This window comes from Halobaculum sp. MBLA0147 (genome assembly GCF_041361345.1).
Taxonomy (GTDB): domain Archaea; phylum Halobacteriota; class Halobacteria; order Halobacteriales; family Haloferacaceae; genus JAHENP01.
In genome coordinates this window covers 22,051-37,678 of sequence record NZ_JBGKAD010000006.1, presented here as the reverse complement: position 1 = coordinate 37,678, position 15,628 = coordinate 22,051, and the positions used below count along the sequence as shown (strand labels likewise).

The window sequence follows — 15,628 nt, the reverse complement described above, 5'->3', positions numbered from 1 at the left end:
ATTCGATGGGCGGGCGTTCACGTCTCTGAGCCCAGTGTCATGCGGATGAGATCGAGGCCTGATTGCCAAGCGCTCAAGTGATGCAGTCACCTAGCGTGGATACCGGGTGCATTCCACGTCCCAGACCATCGTGTGCCCACGCGGTACTGGTGTGGTCCTTCCCCGAGCTTTGCACCCGGTTGCCGACGGACTGGTGAGTGCTAACTGTCGGTGATCATACGCTGGATATGTGAGAGTCTATCTGGGACTACAACTCCTCTATCTGGCCTGTTGCACTTCTCGAGCCTCTCGCCGCCCGGCAGCAGGATCGTGACCAGTAGTCTGTACCGTATTGGGGGACACTGACACTCTCGTTCACCTCCTGTCGACGGGGTGGTTGAACCCTTCGCGTGGTGCAACCCCTGAGACTGAGTGGAGGACCACTGTTTCACTTGGTCAGGCCAACGTCCGTTCCCAGTGAATGGACAGAACTCCCGGATAGCATCCCACGCTTGTGGCCGGGGTGTGAGTTCTTTTGACCGGGGTGGCTCACGGTGGTCTCAGACGGGTAGTACCACAAATACATATTATTTCTTACACTTCTATCTCCGGAGCAGACACCGGCGTTCGAGAGTACAGGCATCCAGACACATAGGTAACCTGACGTTTTACACCTACACCGTAAAACCACTCGGTAATCTCGATGAGAAAAAGCAGTCACATATATATCTGTTTGTTTATTTGCTGTCTATACTCTGAATAATAAAATTGAGTTTCGTCTAGAACGTGTAGGAATCTATATGATTATCCGTCTGCCGAGGGCCTCGGTGGGACCATCGCGGCGTTTATATCAGTCTAGTTATGGTAGTTAGCACTGGGAGAGTGTGCTGGTTGGATCGGTGTCTCGGAGGGACTCGTAAGCGGTGTCGCGGTCGGCTGGACGAGGGGAGGCTGGTGGTCGATGGGGAAGACTCCGGGGGAAGGCCTCGTGTAGAGTCCTCGTCCAGCATCGAGTGTATCTTGCTTCACTACTTAATAGCTCTGTGGATAGGCAGTGCGGTGGACTCGCCCGTGGGTGTTTGAGCGCGTCAGCAATAGGCAGGTAGTCGATCGATGGTCCAGCAGACGCAGGTTCGTGTCCTCCGATGGGTTGTCGCTCCCTCGCGTGCAAAGAGCTACATCTCGACGGCACATGGCGTCCAGACAGGTGTATGCGAGCCTCCCTGAGCCATCGGAGTGTCGCGTCCTCCCGAGACGAACAGCGTATCTCCAGCCGACTGCAGACTGTGTGCGGTGAGTGTGATGATGTCCGGCTCTGATCCGACTCCTCCGTCGTCCGATAACCCAGAAGTTGAGTACGCGACACCGACAAGCGAGTACCTCCGCCACCGACTCCAGACGATGGATCCGTCGCACTTCGAAGAGTTCGTAGCAGATGTCTGGGGAGAACTCGGGTGGAAGACACGGACTGTCGGCGAGCCAGGCGATCGTGGCATCGACGTGATCGCGACGGATGGTGATGGAAAGCAACTCATCCAAGCGAAGCGATACGGGCCTGACACGACGGTGGGATCACCAGAAGTCCAACAGTATGCGAGTCTTCGACTCCAGGAAGACGGTGTTGATGACGTGGTGATTGTCACGACGGGCACGTTCTCACAGCAGGCAACGTCGCTTGCTCCAGAGCTGGATGTGACTCTCGTCGACGGCGAGACGTTGTTGGAGATGCTGGATGAACTGGAGGCGTATGAGGTGTTTGTTGAGCACTTCGATGATATCCACGTTGTTGGTGACGAACCTGGCCGTGGTGAGACGACGAGAACTGAAAAAGGAGTGATCGGCTGGCTTCGCGAGTGGCTCGGATGGTGAGCAGTTGACGCCGGTACTGATCGATATGATGTTCCAGTTGGAGACGGGTGCGCTTCAGGCGTCTATGAGTGGCGTGAGACGGCGTGAGTGAGCAGAGAGTTGTAAAGCAACCCTATCATAGGCATATCCCCCTCGGCGGGCACAGACTGCCCACACACCTCGCTAAAGACAGGGCGCTCATTGGATCACGCTGTCGACTCGGAGCTGGGGGAGTAGGTCAGTGTCGAGGCGGCGCGACTCGACGAGTGTCTCCCACTCGCCACAGCCGCCTTGCCGGATGTCGACGACCCAGACGCGGTAGCCACGGCTCTCTGGCGTCTCGTCACGAACGCGAACGTCTGTCCGGATCTCCCGGGCGGGCTCTGCTCTGCTGTGCTCGATGCGGTGCTGCACCGTGGATCGTCACTCGGGTAGAACCGCACTGTCCAGTCGGCCGGGAACGCGTCGTCGTCGACGATCATTACTCACTCTCTCCCGTCGAGACAACTGGGGGGCATCACTCGCCGACGGTGTCCGGGGCGAGTGTGCTTGGCTGGTCAGGGACCTCGACGCTGGTCCAGTTCTCGGTGATGGGGGTGACAACATCTGTCGTCGCACTGCAGGAGGAGCCAGTGGCGACACAGTGCTAGGGACCGGTGGTGCCGGCGTGGATAGACACAGTTGTCTTGCTGACAGGACACTCCCGACAATCGCCGGGGACAATGGTCTCGACGGTGACACCGATCTGGCGGGGTGTGTCGAGGCTGGTGGTGGTGAAGATATGCTGTGTGTCGGGGTGGGTTGGGACGCCGGGGACGGTGATATCCCAGGCGCCGTCGGGCGCGGAGAGGGTGATAGCGTTGGGAGAGCCGGGACCAGCTGGGTGTGAGGCGCTGGTGACGCGGCCAGGGAGCGCGCTCGGCGGGCCGTCGGTGTCCCAGTGGCGGGCGACGTACTTGGCGGCAGCGTCGAAGTCGATGTCGGCGTCCGTGCCGTCGCGATCGGCGTCGGTGTCGGCGGTGGTGGTGGTGTCGGACATGGCTCACCCGCCGCTGGCGGGAGAAACGCCCTGCGGTGGCGGTGGCCGTCCTCTCCTCTTCACCTGTGGGCTCTTCGCGAAGAGCGGCAGCGACTGCGGACCAGCCACCACGGCGGTCGCCTCGCCGCTGCTCGCCGACATCTCTGCCGGACATGGTTGCGCCGGAGAGAGACCGTCGAGCGGCGGGCCGTCGTACTCGCGGCGGCTCACGGCTGGTCGCCTCCATCAGTCGGGACGAGGACGTGCTTCGCGGCCATCTGCATGTCGCCCCAGCCCATGATCCCGCACAACGCCGCCGGCGAGAGGCCCTGGTACGCGAACCGCGTCGCGGCGGTTGCCCGCAGCGCGTGTGGGTAGACATCGTCCTCGTCGAGGCCATCGGCGTACCGCGCGCTCTTCTTCACACGCCGCGTGATGGCGTGGACGCTCTTTTCGTAGCCCCCGTCCATCCCGTAGCGGAGCACCGCGGCCTCGAGGTCCTCGTGCCAGTCGTACGGGATCGCGCGGGCACCGTGCTTGGTCTTCGGCTCCCACTGTTCGTCGAGGATCGTGGCGTCCTCGCGTCGTGAGGCCTTCCGCTGCGCCGCCCTAGCGCAGTACCCACAGGGTTCCCCCTCTTCGCCCTTGGTGCACGGGTCGTGAGCAGGGATCTCGATCAACTCGCGACGTGTGTCGATCCAGTCTGGCGAGAAGTGGGCGATCTCGCCGCGCCGCAGCCCGGCGCGGCCGGCGAGTTGGACGACGAACTCCGCCTCCTCGCGAATCCCACGCCGATGGAAGCGAGCGCCGTCGACGAGTGCTTCGAACTCCTGTTCGTCTAACGCATCCTGATGGCTATTCCGAACCACACCCCAGCCTGGCCATATAAACTCTGGACGCAGGTGCTTGGACTAATTATATTCCGGCGGCTGTTCATCCGGCGGCTGTTCAGCCCACCTCTTTTTGCCATCAGGTCTTTCCGAATATGAGGACAGTACTTCTTCAACCTCCCATCCTTGTCTAATGCAGATCTCCACCATTGCTCTCTTAGTCTGCTTGGATTCTAAGGAAACGTCCCAAGCTGCTTTCGCTGCGGCATTGAGCATTTCAAACCACTCATCCTCCGCTTCGGCGTTCATCTCTCGTAATATGTCAGAGTGCTCTCGAAGTACCTCAATATCCTCGCTGAACTGATCAGCGCGTCGTTGAGCGATCCGGCTCTCGATTGAGGTTGTAAGTAGGATTTTTAGCGTGGCGTGGTCAACGTCTTTGATGAACCCGAGTTCGTTAGGCTCGCCAGGCACGCGTTGGACCGGAGCCCGATCATCTTCCCAGCGGAGGAGGTATCGATTCGGTTCCTGAGGTCCTTCGCCTGTTTTTTCCTGTGCAACGCCGGCGTCGACGAGTTGATCGAGGTCTCGGCGCGCCATCTGTTTCGTGTAGTCGTCGTCTGGCATCGTCTCCGTTACCTCGCTTCGTGATGCACCAGACTGGTCGTTGCCAGTCCACGCGCCGAGACAGGAGAGAATAAAGATGACCTCGTGCTCGCGACGATCGAGTTCGGTGAGGATCTCGTCAGTCCACAGCTCCTCGTCCTTATCGTGGAAGTAGGTGTCGGACGACATAATCGGTTGCTCGGTGGTGGCCTAAATAGTAGTACCGGCGTTCAATTCAGTTCTGAGAATAGTCGCACCGTTTGCAACCGTTTTACTCGTTACACCCCTACTCGTGAAGGGCTCAGTTTGGACCACAGCACCGTTGTCCAACACAGGGTCCAAGGACTCTCAGACGCACAGGGGCCAACTCCCCGTTACACGAAATCAAAAAGGTATATACCAGTAGACCATCCCGGAAAAGCGATAATATATTTGATATGAAAGCCAGTGTTGACAGGGGTCGCAGATGGTGTGTTTACCCCCGGTTTCGCACAGGTTTGGCAGGCGACCCACATGGTATTGACAAGCAGTGACACGGTTTTGACACACCCTTCACAGGGGTTTGACAAACCAAGAACAGGGGTTTGGCAGGCTCCCGACAGGGTACTGACAGGCTCCCGACACACCTTTGACAGGGTACTGGCGCGGGTTTGACACACCCCCGACAGGGGAATGACATCCCCCCGGCACACCTTTGACAGATCAGTCAATCACCATCGCTCGACAGAGAGCGTGTCGCGGAACTGAAGAGAACCGCCAGACATGAGTTTCTATTCTACTCGCTTATGACGCTGCTCCTGTTGTCGCCCACGGTTAGAGTCCCATTGTGCGTCTAGAGTTCTCCTGCAGATGAACCGGACTCAAACGTCAGCGGGTCCTCTACATTGATCTGCGTACTCAAGGTTAAGGTCTTGGGTAGTCGAAAGTAGTACCGCTGGCGGGGTGGGCGATGACTGAGCCAGATCCGTCAGTCATCAACGAAGTCAAACCGTTCGTCACCCATCACGACGCAGACCCTGAGACGGTTCACGCGGACGACCTCCGGACGGTCACCGCTACCGAGCAGAACGAGATCGTGGCGGCGCTCAACGAGCTGACTGTCCACGAGAACGCCACCGCGCCTGAGTGGCCGCTGGGGGTGGGCAAGTCTACTTCGCGCCACGCGCGCCTGTACCACTCGCAGGTGGACGAGGAAGACCTCACGCAAGACGAGATCGTGCAACGACTTCAAGAAGCGATTAACGAGCAAGAAGAGGCGCTGGAGGACGTGAACCGCAATTTCCCCACATTTCTGGGATGATTTCACCACCGCTATCGTCAGTCGGCCGTGCCGACGTACGGGGTCACCACCAGCTTATTGTGTCAACGGCGTCAACAGCAGGGTATGGGAACGCGACAAATCCGAGTGAGTGAGGACCTCTACGCTCGAGTGAAGTCTGAAACGCGGGAGGGAGAAACGCTCGGTGAGACACTTGAGCGACTGGTCGAGGACTATTCGCTGACAGACTTCGCAGACGACGCAGCCGACATCAATCCAGAGTTCAGTGTCGCGAAAGCGACAGACGGGAGCGTTGGTGTGACACCACCTGGACAGGAGTCGCAGGAGTGATCCTCGACACACAGTACCTTGGCGCGCTCGTCGATGGGAATGAGGCTGCTCGGGTGAAGGCCGAAGAACTCGACGAGACGGACGTTCCTACGCGGATCCCAACAGTCGTTCTCTGGGAGGCATACACTGGAATCGGGAACACCACCTCAGAGGCCGTCGGTGGACAACTCCGAGAGTTATACGAACGACTCCAGCGAAGTCGATCAACAGTTGACCTCACACCGACGGTCGCTCGGAAGGCGGGATCGCTGAATGGGAAGCACCTGCAGTCTGATGCGCTCTCAGACCTTGACGGCGCCGACTCGGTGATCGCCGCACATGGGTTGCTCCGCGAGGAGCCAGTGGTCTCGAATGACGCTGATTTTCAGGACGTGGAAGGGCTGACGGTCGTCACCTATTGAAACCGGAGAGGTTCCGGCGGCCCTGAGAGTGGCTGGTTCGCTGTGATCCAACGATTCGCTGTGCCCCCGTGTGGGGGGTTCCGGTGGCTGGCACTGGAGTTTCAGAATCTAAACCACAGTGCTCACACCGCACCGCTACCCCGCCAGATCATATTGGTGGCACCGCTCAGGACAGAAATCTCCGCCAATAAATCGTATTCTGCGATATAAAACTGAGCAATTGTTAGTTGCGAATGGCGGGTATATGCTGAACGGGACTCCCAGTTTCTATGCAACCAGCACGACTACCCCGGCGTCAATCAGCCCAAATGACAGTCACTTAGTTGATATATTCTCGATCCGCCGCCAATATACAGAAATCTAATCCAATCGGCCACTGATGGCTCTTGTCACTTCGCGTATACCAGAGCAGACAGTGGCTATATGAGCCTCGTCAGCTGGCGGTTGAGGAACCCTCGGAACCGCGAAGCCGACACCCGTGGCTCGTCCAGTATCTCACAGTCGAGAGATTGCTGGACGAGAAAATCGACCGTCAGCCACACGTTGTACAGCAGCACTCCGAACCCGAAATGCCACCAGCGAACACAGAAATCCTTCGATGTCGTGTAGCTGAGAAACTCCTTGATCTTCCTGTACGACATCTCGATAGCCCCTCGCAGCGTATAGCGGCTGATCGTCCGTATGGTAGATCGGCGGTCAACCGCCGTCGTGTCGTCGACGTGCTTGTTTGTGTAGAACGCGGTTGGACTGCTGTCATCGCCATCACTGATACCGCTATCATCTGTTGACCTGACTCCGAATCCATACTGGTCCTCGTCCGGATCAGCAGGCATTCCGACGATGGAAGTCTCAACGCGGGTACTCCCGTCATTATACTTCACAGGCCCGTAGACACCCCACTCATCCTCGACTGCGACGATACCACCGCTGACGTTGCGATCTAGCCACCGCTTGATCCGGCTGTTCTTCGGAACCGGGATTATGTACTTGACTCCCTGGTTCTCCAATGTCTGGATCACGTCAGCCGACGCGAACGCGCGGTCAGCGTACACAGACCGAACTCGAACATGGTCTTCCGCCATCGAAATCAACTGTCGAACGACCTCTCCATACCGGTGAGATTCGTTATCTTGTCCAGGATAGTACCGTTCATACGAGTCCGGATCACCCAGTGGCATGAGACCCACAACAAGCGGAGTATTGTCGTCGATCAATGAGACGGTCGCAAACTTGTGACACCAATCATACTTCTTGTCGTCTGGTGCCCCACTGAGTCGCTTCAACTCGTCCCGCTCGCCCCAGTAAGCTACGTACGTCACGTCGATGGCCACGTGGACAGGTTCGCTAAACTCAGCGTACGGCTTGATCCGCGTGACCATCTTTTTCACTGCCCTGTTGACCATCTCAGTAAACTCATCGACAGTCAGCTGATGAACTACGTTGAGTAACGTCTCCCCAGTTGGGCCATCACGGTAGAACGGATCCTCTTCTGGATCGATGTCACGCGCCACGTCGAGGATATCCCCTAGTTGCTTCCCAGCGTCGTTTACTGCGTCCTGCTCCATCCCGGCGACAGTTTCCAATTGTAGCAGATCGTTCTCGTCGTAGATCGCCCCATCAGGCCGGGGAAGTTCTAGCTCGGGGAAAATCAGTTCCTGCACCTGGCCCAACATCTCTCGTGTATATTTCCGCGTGAACCGACGTTTCGTCTGTTTCGACGATCCTGAGGAGTCGACTGGATCAATACCGCCAGCACCGATCGGACTCCCGTTTGCCGTCGCAATTGCATCAATCTCGTCGGCTGCTATCTCGATCCGCTCTTGGATTTCGGAAAACCGGTTCCGCCATGTGTATGTGAATGTGTCACCGCTCGGCAGGTCATCAAGACTGAATCCGAATGCCCGAGCAATGTCCGGGCTTTCTTCGAGCCGGGTTGGAATTCCTGTGAGGGAGTCGTCTTCCGTTTTTGCCCACAGCGTAGCCAAGAACATCTGGTCGAATGGTCTTGAGGCATGAGATAAACTATACTCATCGAGCGACCGATACGGCTCGGGATTCAATCTGTCGGCCAGTTCATCCCATGTCGTTCCTTGTTCGATCGTCTCCTTAGCCTGTCTTCCCGCTGGTGACACAGGGTCAGTGAGAACATCTGAACTAGACACACAGACCACCCCAATTCGACAGACAGCATGGGTCTGAGCCGGGCATATATAGGTCAGATATCTTACTCCAAAGTAAACCAATATTCGGGGCCACGTTCCACATTTCCACTTCGCAGGTTCGCGGTAGTGGGGAATATATTTGGACATTAGAATGAGGAAAAAGTAGACAAACCTTGGGATACCAGTCGGTTTGATTACGTCAGGTTTAGAATACCCAGACACTGTAGTTACTCCAGTCTACGAATAAACCGACGCTATAGGAAGAACGAGACACCAACCGTTAATGATGCCAGTGCAACCGCGTTGGGAAGAGTTTCGCCGGTTTTTCAATCAGAAGGGCGCGGTTCCGATCATTTTGATCCTTGATAATAGGGAAGGGATGATATTCAAACAACTAGCAGACGAGTTGCCGCTGTCTCAGACTACCGTGTCAGACCGAATTAAGACTGCTCGAGATCTCCAACTTGTTGAACCAACGGCTAAACCTGGGGACCATGGGAACGCGAGGAGATACGTGCTTACTGAGGTAGGCTTATATCTGAAAGAGATTCTTCGTGATATGGGCGTTGAGATGGCATATAAGGAGTACATCAGGCACAAGCGGATGTATGAGGAGGGCATTGAGGTATTCACTGAGTGGGGTGAGGAGCACTTCGATGGAGAGACAGAGTTGATGCGATACCTCGCAATAGACGAGAATTCTGAATTAGATCACCCAGATGCCCCCAAAAAGACCAACGACAGATCATCATGGAAGTGAATTAGAGTTTCTTTGTGGTAGTATCCTTTCCAGAGACGTACGACCGGACTAGTTGGGAGAGCTCCCATGTTCGGTGAATGTCAGCGAGGTTATGTTTGCACACCTGCAAGAAGTCCCCGTCACGGTAGGAGCTTACTGCGCTTCCAGAGCTGTCGAACGGGTCATACCCCTCATCGCCGTACGGAGTGTAGTCGGCTGGTCCCGCTTCCTCTCGAATCCCAGCACCGCATAGAACGCGATGTGCTCCGCTCAAAGAGTTGGTATCATCCGACTTCCCGTATCTGGAGTACGTCGTATTCAACCGCTTGCTGACTGGCTCCCATAGATCGGTCATCATCAATCCGTCGAAGACCCAGTCCACACCGTGCTTGATGCATCTTGTACGAAGGAAGGGCAAGTCAAACCCGCCCTGCCACGAGTCTGCGTTGAACGCCACGAGTCTGTTGTAGTCCCGGTCGAACGTCTCAAACACAACTTGACCAAGACGATCGACGAGTTTCTCCTCAGAATCCACAGCGATTACCTCAACGCTGATGCCACCGCTTACGTTGGCGAGGTTGGATTCCAATCCGGTTCGATCAACCGTCCGGTCCTGCGTGTTCAATATGAGTTTCGCCCACCCGTCAGGATACCAAAGCCCCGTGACAGTGATCTTATCCGAGTGCGTGAACCCTGTCGTCTCAATGTCCCACGCGACATCATCTCTGTTCGATGTGCTTCGCATAGCTCACATGAGAGGAGCGAGTCAATAGAGTCTCTTTGTGAGTTTTCCACTTCTGCCACTTCCCCCCCGATCGTGGCACCAGATTTTATTCCTCACGATCATGACTCCGATGAATGAGAAAGGACACAGGTGCGGTAAATTACTTCATTGGGAATCTCTTGTATAACACGTTCCCAATGTATGTGTTCGGGAGCACCGCTTTGACTGGTTATAATTTCTTACAGAACCTTCTCCGGAGTGACACCGTTGAAGAGGCTCTTGCAGCTGCACTGGAATACTATGTTGCGAAGTTGACCCCCTTCCCACTCAATGAATTCTTGACAGCAAATGGATTCAAAGAAGTCGTTTTGAACGTCTCTCTCGCAACTGTGATCGGCCTTCTGTGGGCGACATACCGTTGGCGTACCAATGTTTAGTGCTCTGTCTGTGCGTCTACGTATGTCCGTCCACGGTTCTCTCCCCTAGCGCAGATGAGGTTGTACCGCTCCATTTTCTCCAGATAGTTCCGGACAGTCCGATCAGTCTTCGGATCATCAACACGATTCTGATACGCCTCATAGAGTGCGGCAGGCCGGATTTCACCTGCCTCTTGGACAATCTCATACAGCGCCTGCTGGTCTTCAGTCAACCGCTCCACGTTCTTCTGTCGGATTTCCGCTTTTGCTTCCGGAAGTGCGTGGTCAACTGCGGTTGACGTGAGTTGCGTAAGCCCTTCGCGTCGGCAGTAGCGGGCTGCCTCACGAAGCGTCATAATAGCGACTCTCGCGTCGCCAGCGGCCGACTCAGCAATTCGCCGCAGCTGTGACTCTTCGTATGCGTCTTCCCTAAGACTCCACCGAGCGCGGTCAGTGAGGATATTGACTAGCTCCTGTGTCGGGTAGGGGTCGAACCGGATACTGGACGCAGTCTGGAGTCGACTTTGAAGCCGATCTTCCAACTCCCCGTAGAGTGCTTCCTCACGGTTTGCGATCAGCACCATCGATAGGCCCGTGACGCGGAAGAGATCATACAGTAGATCCTTGTCTTCAAGCTGGTCAACCTCGTCGAGGATCACCACAACCGGGGCCTCGTCGTACTCTCTAAGTCGCTCTACGAGTTCGTCTTGTGGTGTGGACGTTCTGTGGATGTCCACAGCACGTGTGAGTTCGTCGAGAATTCGATAGAGAGTCCGGTACGGGGAGTAGTCCTCCCAGCAATTGACATACGGCGTCTCAACGTCGAGGGCCTCCTCACGAAGTTTGTCGACGGTGTAGCGGGCAATACACGTCTTGCCCGTTCCACTTGGGCCGACAAGCAACGATGGATTCGGCTGTTCTCCCCGGATAATCGGGCGGAGATTTGCAGACAGAGTGTTCACCTCTGCGTCCCGGTGGACAACGTCGCTCGGAACGAACTCCGGGGCGAGCGGACGTGCGTCGGTGATCATACTGGTGAGTATATTGGATGCGTTACTTATCTGGAAGGGTGAAATTGCCGATTTTCCGATTGTGAGTTGGGGATCACTCAGCAAGCAGATGTGGTTCGGGCAGGCCCTCTATGTGGCTTGTGGTTAGTTATTTAGTTTAATTAAGTATAATATTGAATATATAGGGTCTGTAGCTGTCCCCATGAGCGTTATTTGTGCAATATCTCTAGTTTGTCTTTTCAGCAGTATGTTACTCAGAGTCAGGCGGGGAGTTTATGTGCGAAGTAAAATAATAAAGGAGGCGTCTATTATAGGACCAGGAGGCGACATCTCAGTAACCTTTAAATAGCGGTTGTGTGTCAAATAAGTATAGAAAATGTATGCTGCGGGACATACTTGGCCCTATCCCGTACACTAGGTCACTCATGCAGGCAATCAAAGCCAACAACCAGGTGAATCACATTTCGAAAGCTTTAAAAACACAGAATACAACTCCTCGTTTGACTCGGTTATCAAATTGCTCTTCAAACAACTCGAACACTCTCCAGAAAACTAAGCCATGACAGACGACATAATTGCTGACCATATCTCCCCAAGCGATGAAGTTACGACTGTAGACGGTGATATCAGTTCATCCGGACTGCTCGACGAGGTCAACCTGTACAACCTCTACGACGACCGCGAATCACCCGAACAAGACGCCGAACGCATCCTTGAGGTTACGTACCCGACCGACACCCTCACTACGATCATCCAAAATACTGCTCGCACTCTCCACGGTGAGGACGAATTTTCCGAGGGCGGGCAGATCATCGGCGGCGGATACGGAAGCGGGAAAAGCCACATTGAACTAGTCATATACCACCTCTTCGATTCGCCCGGACTCGGACAGAAATGGCTTGACCAGCAAGGCATCGATGTGAGCCTTCCAGACGAAACGAGAACCGCCGCCCTCCAGATGTTCAACCTGGACAAGGAGTACAATCTCCTCTCCGAAGCTGTCGCAGACTACCTTGGAATCGAGGAGTGGGAAGGCGACACCCGACTCCCAACCGTCCATCAAATCCGGGACACATTCGAAGGAACCCCAACGCTCGTTCTGCTGGACGAATTCGAGCGCTGGTTCGGGATGAACGACCGCTCAGAGTACCAGGAGGACAACAAGGCTTTCCTGCAAAACCTGCTCGAAGCCGCTGGTCGAGACGATACACAACTCAGCGTGTTCCTCTCCCTCCTCTACGAGGACGAAGACATCCAAGCAGTCGCCCAACGCACAAACCCATTCACCTACGATCTATCCTCACGGCGGGACGAGAAAATCGACTTCCTCCTCCACCGGCTCATCGGCTCCGTAGACGACCCCACCGGCGTCGCTGATCTCGCCAAAGAATACACCGACGTCTACCGGCAAAACGATCAAATCCAACTTGAGGACTACCAGCACTTCCAGGATCGCATCGAACGGTACTACCCGTTCCATCCAGTCACGCTGGATCTGCTGATGGAGAAATACTCCGAACAACGCATCAGTTCTGATGCCCGCGGACTTCTCCGATTCCTCACCGAAATCCTCGCAGACAACTACTCAAAGGTAGACCTCATTCTGACTGGCGACGTTGATGTCTTCAACTATGCTGACCGGTTCCAGTACATTGACAACGAACTCGTCGGGAAATACATCAACGACTACCATCGGCTCCAGAATTCGGACGAGTCGTTTGACGAATTCATCGAGGAACTCACCAATATTGTCCTGCTGCACAGTCTCGCCCGTGCAGGCGAGGAAGGAGCGAACAAACGCCAGATGTTGATGGGAACGATGCGCAAAGGCGTCAACGCCCATCGTATTATCCAGACGTTCACCGAGAAGGTCTACGGACACGCCTGGCACATCCATCGCATCAACGGCGAATACGCGTTCGACGTAGACGAGAACCCAGCCGCCCGCATCGAAAAGAAAGCCGAAGATATCCACAAGCACGACGCGATACACCGCATCGAGTCCCTCGTTCGAGACGACCTCTTCGACAACCGCAACAATGTCTACATCCTCGATCCGGTGAACACCGAGCAGGACATCCCGGATAACAAGGCGCTGAAGATCGTCGTCATGCTGAACGCCAAGCAGAATTACAATGACGAATTTGAGGCGCTGACGACCGGCCAAGAACGTGAATTCCACAATACGCTCGCTCTGGTCACGCCCGAAAAACGCTCCAGTATTGACTCGAACACGGGCATCATCGAACTAGCCCGAAAAGTCGTTGCTGGGGAACAACTTGACCGAGAAGAGGAAGTCCTCCCGGAAGGATTCGAGGAAATCCACGAGCAGAACGAGAAAAACCTCCGTGATCGGGTCAGCGACAAGTTCGGGACCGTTCATCGTCCGACAGGCCGTGGCCTATACCCGGAAGACCTCCCAAGCGGCGACCACGTCGATTACTACGACGCCACGGTCAGCATCATCGAACCGGACTACAGTCACCTGAAATCTGAGGTCGAAGACGCAATCGAAGACGCGGGCGCGGGCGGTATACAGTACGAGCACCTCCGAAACGATTTCTACCGGAACACTGAGTACCCGACACTCACCAGCGACGATGAACTGGAGGACGCTCTGGATGACTTGTGCCGGGAGGGGGTGATCAAGGCCGGGAACTACTTCGAAGAACGGCTACCCAATATCGGGAACGACACGAACCTCGTCCATGAGAGATACATCGAAGAAGACGACGATGACGACGATGAGACTGCCGAGATAACTATCGATACGACGGGGACAACTGAAACTGATGACGGCTCAGATGGTGACGGCGACGGTGAATCCGAATCGCCAACTGATGCAGGGACGACCAGTGGTGGCGGGGTTCTCGAATGTCCGCAGTGTGGCCGAGAATTAGATGGGAATACCTGCGAGTGCGGCTTCGAATTCGACTCAACAGACGTAAAGGAAGGCCGGGTGACGGTCGAGGGCGCCACGACTGAGGAGATCCTTGATGAATTTGGACTGGACGACGAGCGGTCTGGGCCAAAAACACGGTCCGTTCCGATCATGGGCACCTTGGAAGCGGATAACAAGCCCGACATGATCGACATGCTGGAGCGGAAAATCGGGATGGAGTGGGACATCCACTCCGCCACGATCACCGTTGAGGGAACACTGACATCAGACGACCTCGAACACTACGGAATCTCAGCTGACGCCCTTGATGAGAAGATTTCAGTCGATGAAACTCTCGAAATCGAGCCTGACGAGGCGCTCTCCAGGCGGTCGTTCCTGAGCCTCATCTGGGATCTGAACGTCCCAGAAAACGCATCACTCGATGTCAGCATGCAGGTGGATAAGAATGAGTAACGCGCTCTACGGTACGTCTGAACTCGAAACTCTGCTTATGGGAGACTCTGTCTTCGACGGAGTCTTCGAAACACTTCGGCGTGTCTGGGGTGAGCCAGCTGCGCTCAGTGACCGGGAACTAGCGCGTTCTGAATACCGGACACGCCTACTTGAGCGTGAGCTTGCGGAACTGTATCCGCCCCTGTACGACGAGTTGATCGCAGCAACTGGTGACCATCCGCTCACACGGATCGAGGATGGTACCGGCGTCATCATGGACGCGTTGAGCCTTCGTGAAGGATTCCGTCTTGAACGAGAGTTGGCTGAGGAATACGATTGGGAGGTTTCCCTTTCGTGGGCACCAATCGAACGTTTACCGAGCGAAACCCAGTTCATTACCCGAGAATGGTTTGATGCGCACAGTCCATCAGCGGTATCACGAGATGACTTCCGGTTCATCGGTGAAATAGAAGTGCCGAAGCTCCCCGGAACATCGCCGGAGTACGTGTGGACTCGGCATCCAGACCGGCGTCTGGAGGGCGCGCTGAAGGGGAACTACTCGAATGAAGAAGTTGAAGACATTTACGAGGACGTGAAGACTCTTCTCACAGACATTATTCACGAGAGTATTCACGACGAGTTCCTAGTCACGAGCGATCACGGGTACGTGAATCACTTGGGGAACTCACCGTATTCGGTGACTGGCGAGCAGGAAGAGGCGTTGTCGAGTAAGTTCAGCGGTCGGTTCACCGAAGTTGGAAACGGACAGGCGTACCGACTGCTCGAAGACGCTGACATTCTTAAGCGTGTGGGTGAATACTACATGATAAGAGGTCACTACAAGTGGACAAAGCGAGGTGCGACAAAGAAAATCATGCACGGCGGACTAAGCCTTACCGAATGCATGACACCAGTACTACGGATCGATACTAACGCAACTGGAGGTACTTGA

The 15,628-nt window shown here is 55.5% G+C and carries 15 protein-coding genes; 8 read left to right on the top strand and 7 right to left on the bottom strand.

Going from position 1 to position 15,628, the window contains the following annotated elements; all coding sequences use genetic code 11:
• The first annotated feature begins 1,281 nt into the window (after nucleotides 1-1,281).
• Nucleotides 1,282-1,848 carry a restriction endonuclease gene (locus RYH80_RS19970; RefSeq protein WP_370905944.1) on the top strand — a complete coding sequence of 189 codons (567 nt, stop codon included), beginning with the start codon at nucleotides 1,282-1,284 and terminating at the stop codon, nucleotides 1,846-1,848.
• A 177-nt stretch (nucleotides 1,849-2,025) separates the two neighbouring features.
• On the opposite strand, the gene RYH80_RS19965 is transcribed toward RYH80_RS19970, so the two are convergent.
• The 4 genes from RYH80_RS19965 to RYH80_RS19950 all read right to left on the bottom strand — a co-directional run bounded on the left by RYH80_RS19965 (nucleotide 2,026) and on the right by RYH80_RS19950 (nucleotide 4,470).
• A complete protein-coding gene (locus RYH80_RS19965) occupies nucleotides 2,026-2,241 on the bottom strand; it encodes a hypothetical protein (protein ID WP_370905908.1) in 216 nt (71 codons plus the stop codon).
• Nucleotides 2,242-2,473: 232 nt separating this feature from the next.
• On the bottom strand, nucleotides 2,474-2,866 hold the full coding sequence (locus tag RYH80_RS19960) for a hypothetical protein (protein WP_370905906.1): 393 nt from the start codon (nucleotides 2,864-2,866) through the stop codon (nucleotides 2,474-2,476).
• Between the two features lie 206 nt (nucleotides 2,867-3,072).
• Entirely contained in the window at nucleotides 3,073-3,714 is a 642-nt protein-coding gene (locus tag RYH80_RS19955) for a tyrosine-type recombinase/integrase (protein ID WP_370905904.1), read from the bottom strand.
• A 42-nt stretch (nucleotides 3,715-3,756) separates the two neighbouring features.
• Nucleotides 3,757-4,470, bottom strand: a complete 714-nt coding sequence (locus RYH80_RS19950) for a hypothetical protein (protein ID WP_370905903.1) — start codon at nucleotides 4,468-4,470, stop codon at nucleotides 3,757-3,759.
• A 760-nt stretch (nucleotides 4,471-5,230) separates the two neighbouring features.
• Between RYH80_RS19950 and RYH80_RS19945 the strand changes: the two genes are divergently transcribed.
• The 3 genes from RYH80_RS19945 to RYH80_RS19935 all read left to right on the top strand — a co-directional run bounded on the left by RYH80_RS19945 (nucleotide 5,231) and on the right by RYH80_RS19935 (nucleotide 6,291).
• Entirely contained in the window at nucleotides 5,231-5,581 is a 351-nt protein-coding gene (locus tag RYH80_RS19945) for a hypothetical protein (RefSeq protein WP_370905902.1), read from the top strand.
• Nucleotides 5,582-5,686: 105 nt separating this feature from the next.
• Complete coding sequence (locus tag RYH80_RS19940) at nucleotides 5,687-5,890, top strand: hypothetical protein (RefSeq protein WP_370905900.1); 204 nt, start codon at nucleotides 5,687-5,689, stop codon at nucleotides 5,888-5,890.
• Entirely contained in the window at nucleotides 5,887-6,291 is a 405-nt protein-coding gene (locus tag RYH80_RS19935; protein ID WP_370905898.1) for a PIN domain-containing protein, read from the top strand. Before RYH80_RS19940 ends, RYH80_RS19935 begins: the two co-directional genes overlap by 4 nt.
• Before the next feature lie 419 nt (nucleotides 6,292-6,710).
• On the opposite strand, the gene RYH80_RS19930 is transcribed toward RYH80_RS19935, so the two are convergent.
• Nucleotides 6,711-8,453 carry a transposase gene (locus tag RYH80_RS19930; protein WP_370905896.1) on the bottom strand — a complete coding sequence of 581 codons (1,743 nt, stop codon included), beginning with the start codon at nucleotides 8,451-8,453 and terminating at the stop codon, nucleotides 6,711-6,713.
• 286 nt (nucleotides 8,454-8,739) lie between these two features.
• Here RYH80_RS19930 and RYH80_RS19925 point away from each other — a divergent pair, with 286 nt between their 5' ends.
• Nucleotides 8,740-9,213 carry a MarR family transcriptional regulator gene (locus RYH80_RS19925; RefSeq protein WP_370905894.1) on the top strand — a complete coding sequence of 158 codons (474 nt, stop codon included), beginning with the start codon at nucleotides 8,740-8,742 and terminating at the stop codon, nucleotides 9,211-9,213.
• Between the two features lies 1 nt (nucleotide 9,214).
• Here RYH80_RS19925 and RYH80_RS19920 read toward each other — a convergent pair whose 3' ends face one another.
• Nucleotides 9,215-9,937 (bottom strand): hypothetical protein, encoded by a 723-nt coding sequence (locus RYH80_RS19920; RefSeq protein ID WP_370905892.1) that lies wholly within the window; start codon nucleotides 9,935-9,937, stop codon nucleotides 9,215-9,217.
• A 113-nt stretch (nucleotides 9,938-10,050) separates the two neighbouring features.
• Between RYH80_RS19920 and RYH80_RS19915 the strand changes: the two genes are divergently transcribed.
• Complete coding sequence (locus RYH80_RS19915) at nucleotides 10,051-10,353, top strand: hypothetical protein (RefSeq protein ID WP_370905890.1); 303 nt, start codon at nucleotides 10,051-10,053, stop codon at nucleotides 10,351-10,353.
• Here the strand turns inward: RYH80_RS19915 and RYH80_RS19910 are convergent.
• Nucleotides 10,350-11,363 (bottom strand): Cdc6/Cdc18 family protein, encoded by a 1,014-nt coding sequence (locus RYH80_RS19910; protein WP_370905889.1) that lies wholly within the window; start codon nucleotides 11,361-11,363, stop codon nucleotides 10,350-10,352. The two genes, RYH80_RS19915 and RYH80_RS19910, sit on opposite strands and share 4 nt — an antisense overlap.
• Nucleotides 11,364-11,901: 538 nt before the next feature.
• Between RYH80_RS19910 and RYH80_RS19905 the strand changes: the two genes are divergently transcribed.
• The gene (locus tag RYH80_RS19905) at nucleotides 11,902-14,697 is read left to right on the top strand and encodes a hypothetical protein (RefSeq protein ID WP_370905887.1); all 2,796 of its coding nucleotides are present in this window, start codon (nucleotides 11,902-11,904) and stop codon (nucleotides 14,695-14,697) included.
• Nucleotides 14,690-15,628 (top strand): PglZ domain-containing protein, encoded by a 939-nt coding sequence (locus tag RYH80_RS19900; RefSeq protein ID WP_370905885.1) that lies wholly within the window; start codon nucleotides 14,690-14,692, stop codon nucleotides 15,626-15,628. Before RYH80_RS19905 ends, RYH80_RS19900 begins: the two co-directional genes overlap by 8 nt.

Excerpts from the sequence above, each read along its gene's own strand:
- RYH80_RS19905 (WP_370905887.1), top strand. The coding sequence starts at position 11,902 with ATGACAGACGACATAATTGCTGACCATATCTCCCCAAGCGATGAAGTT.
- RYH80_RS19950 (WP_370905903.1), bottom strand. The coding sequence starts at position 4,470 with ATGTCGTCCGACACCTACTTCCACGATAAGGACGAGGAGCTGTGGACT.
- RYH80_RS19915 (WP_370905890.1), top strand. The coding sequence starts at position 10,051 with ATGAGAAAGGACACAGGTGCGGTAAATTACTTCATTGGGAATCTCTTG.
- RYH80_RS19960 (WP_370905906.1), bottom strand. The coding sequence starts at position 2,866 with ATGTCCGACACCACCACCACCGCCGACACCGACGCCGATCGCGACGGC.
- RYH80_RS19900 (WP_370905885.1), top strand. The coding sequence starts at position 14,690 with ATGAGTAACGCGCTCTACGGTACGTCTGAACTCGAAACTCTGCTTATG.
- RYH80_RS19925 (WP_370905894.1), top strand. The coding sequence starts at position 8,740 with ATGCCAGTGCAACCGCGTTGGGAAGAGTTTCGCCGGTTTTTCAATCAG.
- RYH80_RS19970 (WP_370905944.1), top strand. The coding sequence starts at position 1,282 with ATGATGTCCGGCTCTGATCCGACTCCTCCGTCGTCCGATAACCCAGAA.
- RYH80_RS19910 (WP_370905889.1), bottom strand. The coding sequence starts at position 11,363 with ATGATCACCGACGCACGTCCGCTCGCCCCGGAGTTCGTTCCGAGCGAC.
- RYH80_RS19920 (WP_370905892.1), bottom strand. The coding sequence starts at position 9,937 with ATGCGAAGCACATCGAACAGAGATGATGTCGCGTGGGACATTGAGACG.
- RYH80_RS19945 (WP_370905902.1), top strand. The coding sequence starts at position 5,231 with ATGACTGAGCCAGATCCGTCAGTCATCAACGAAGTCAAACCGTTCGTC.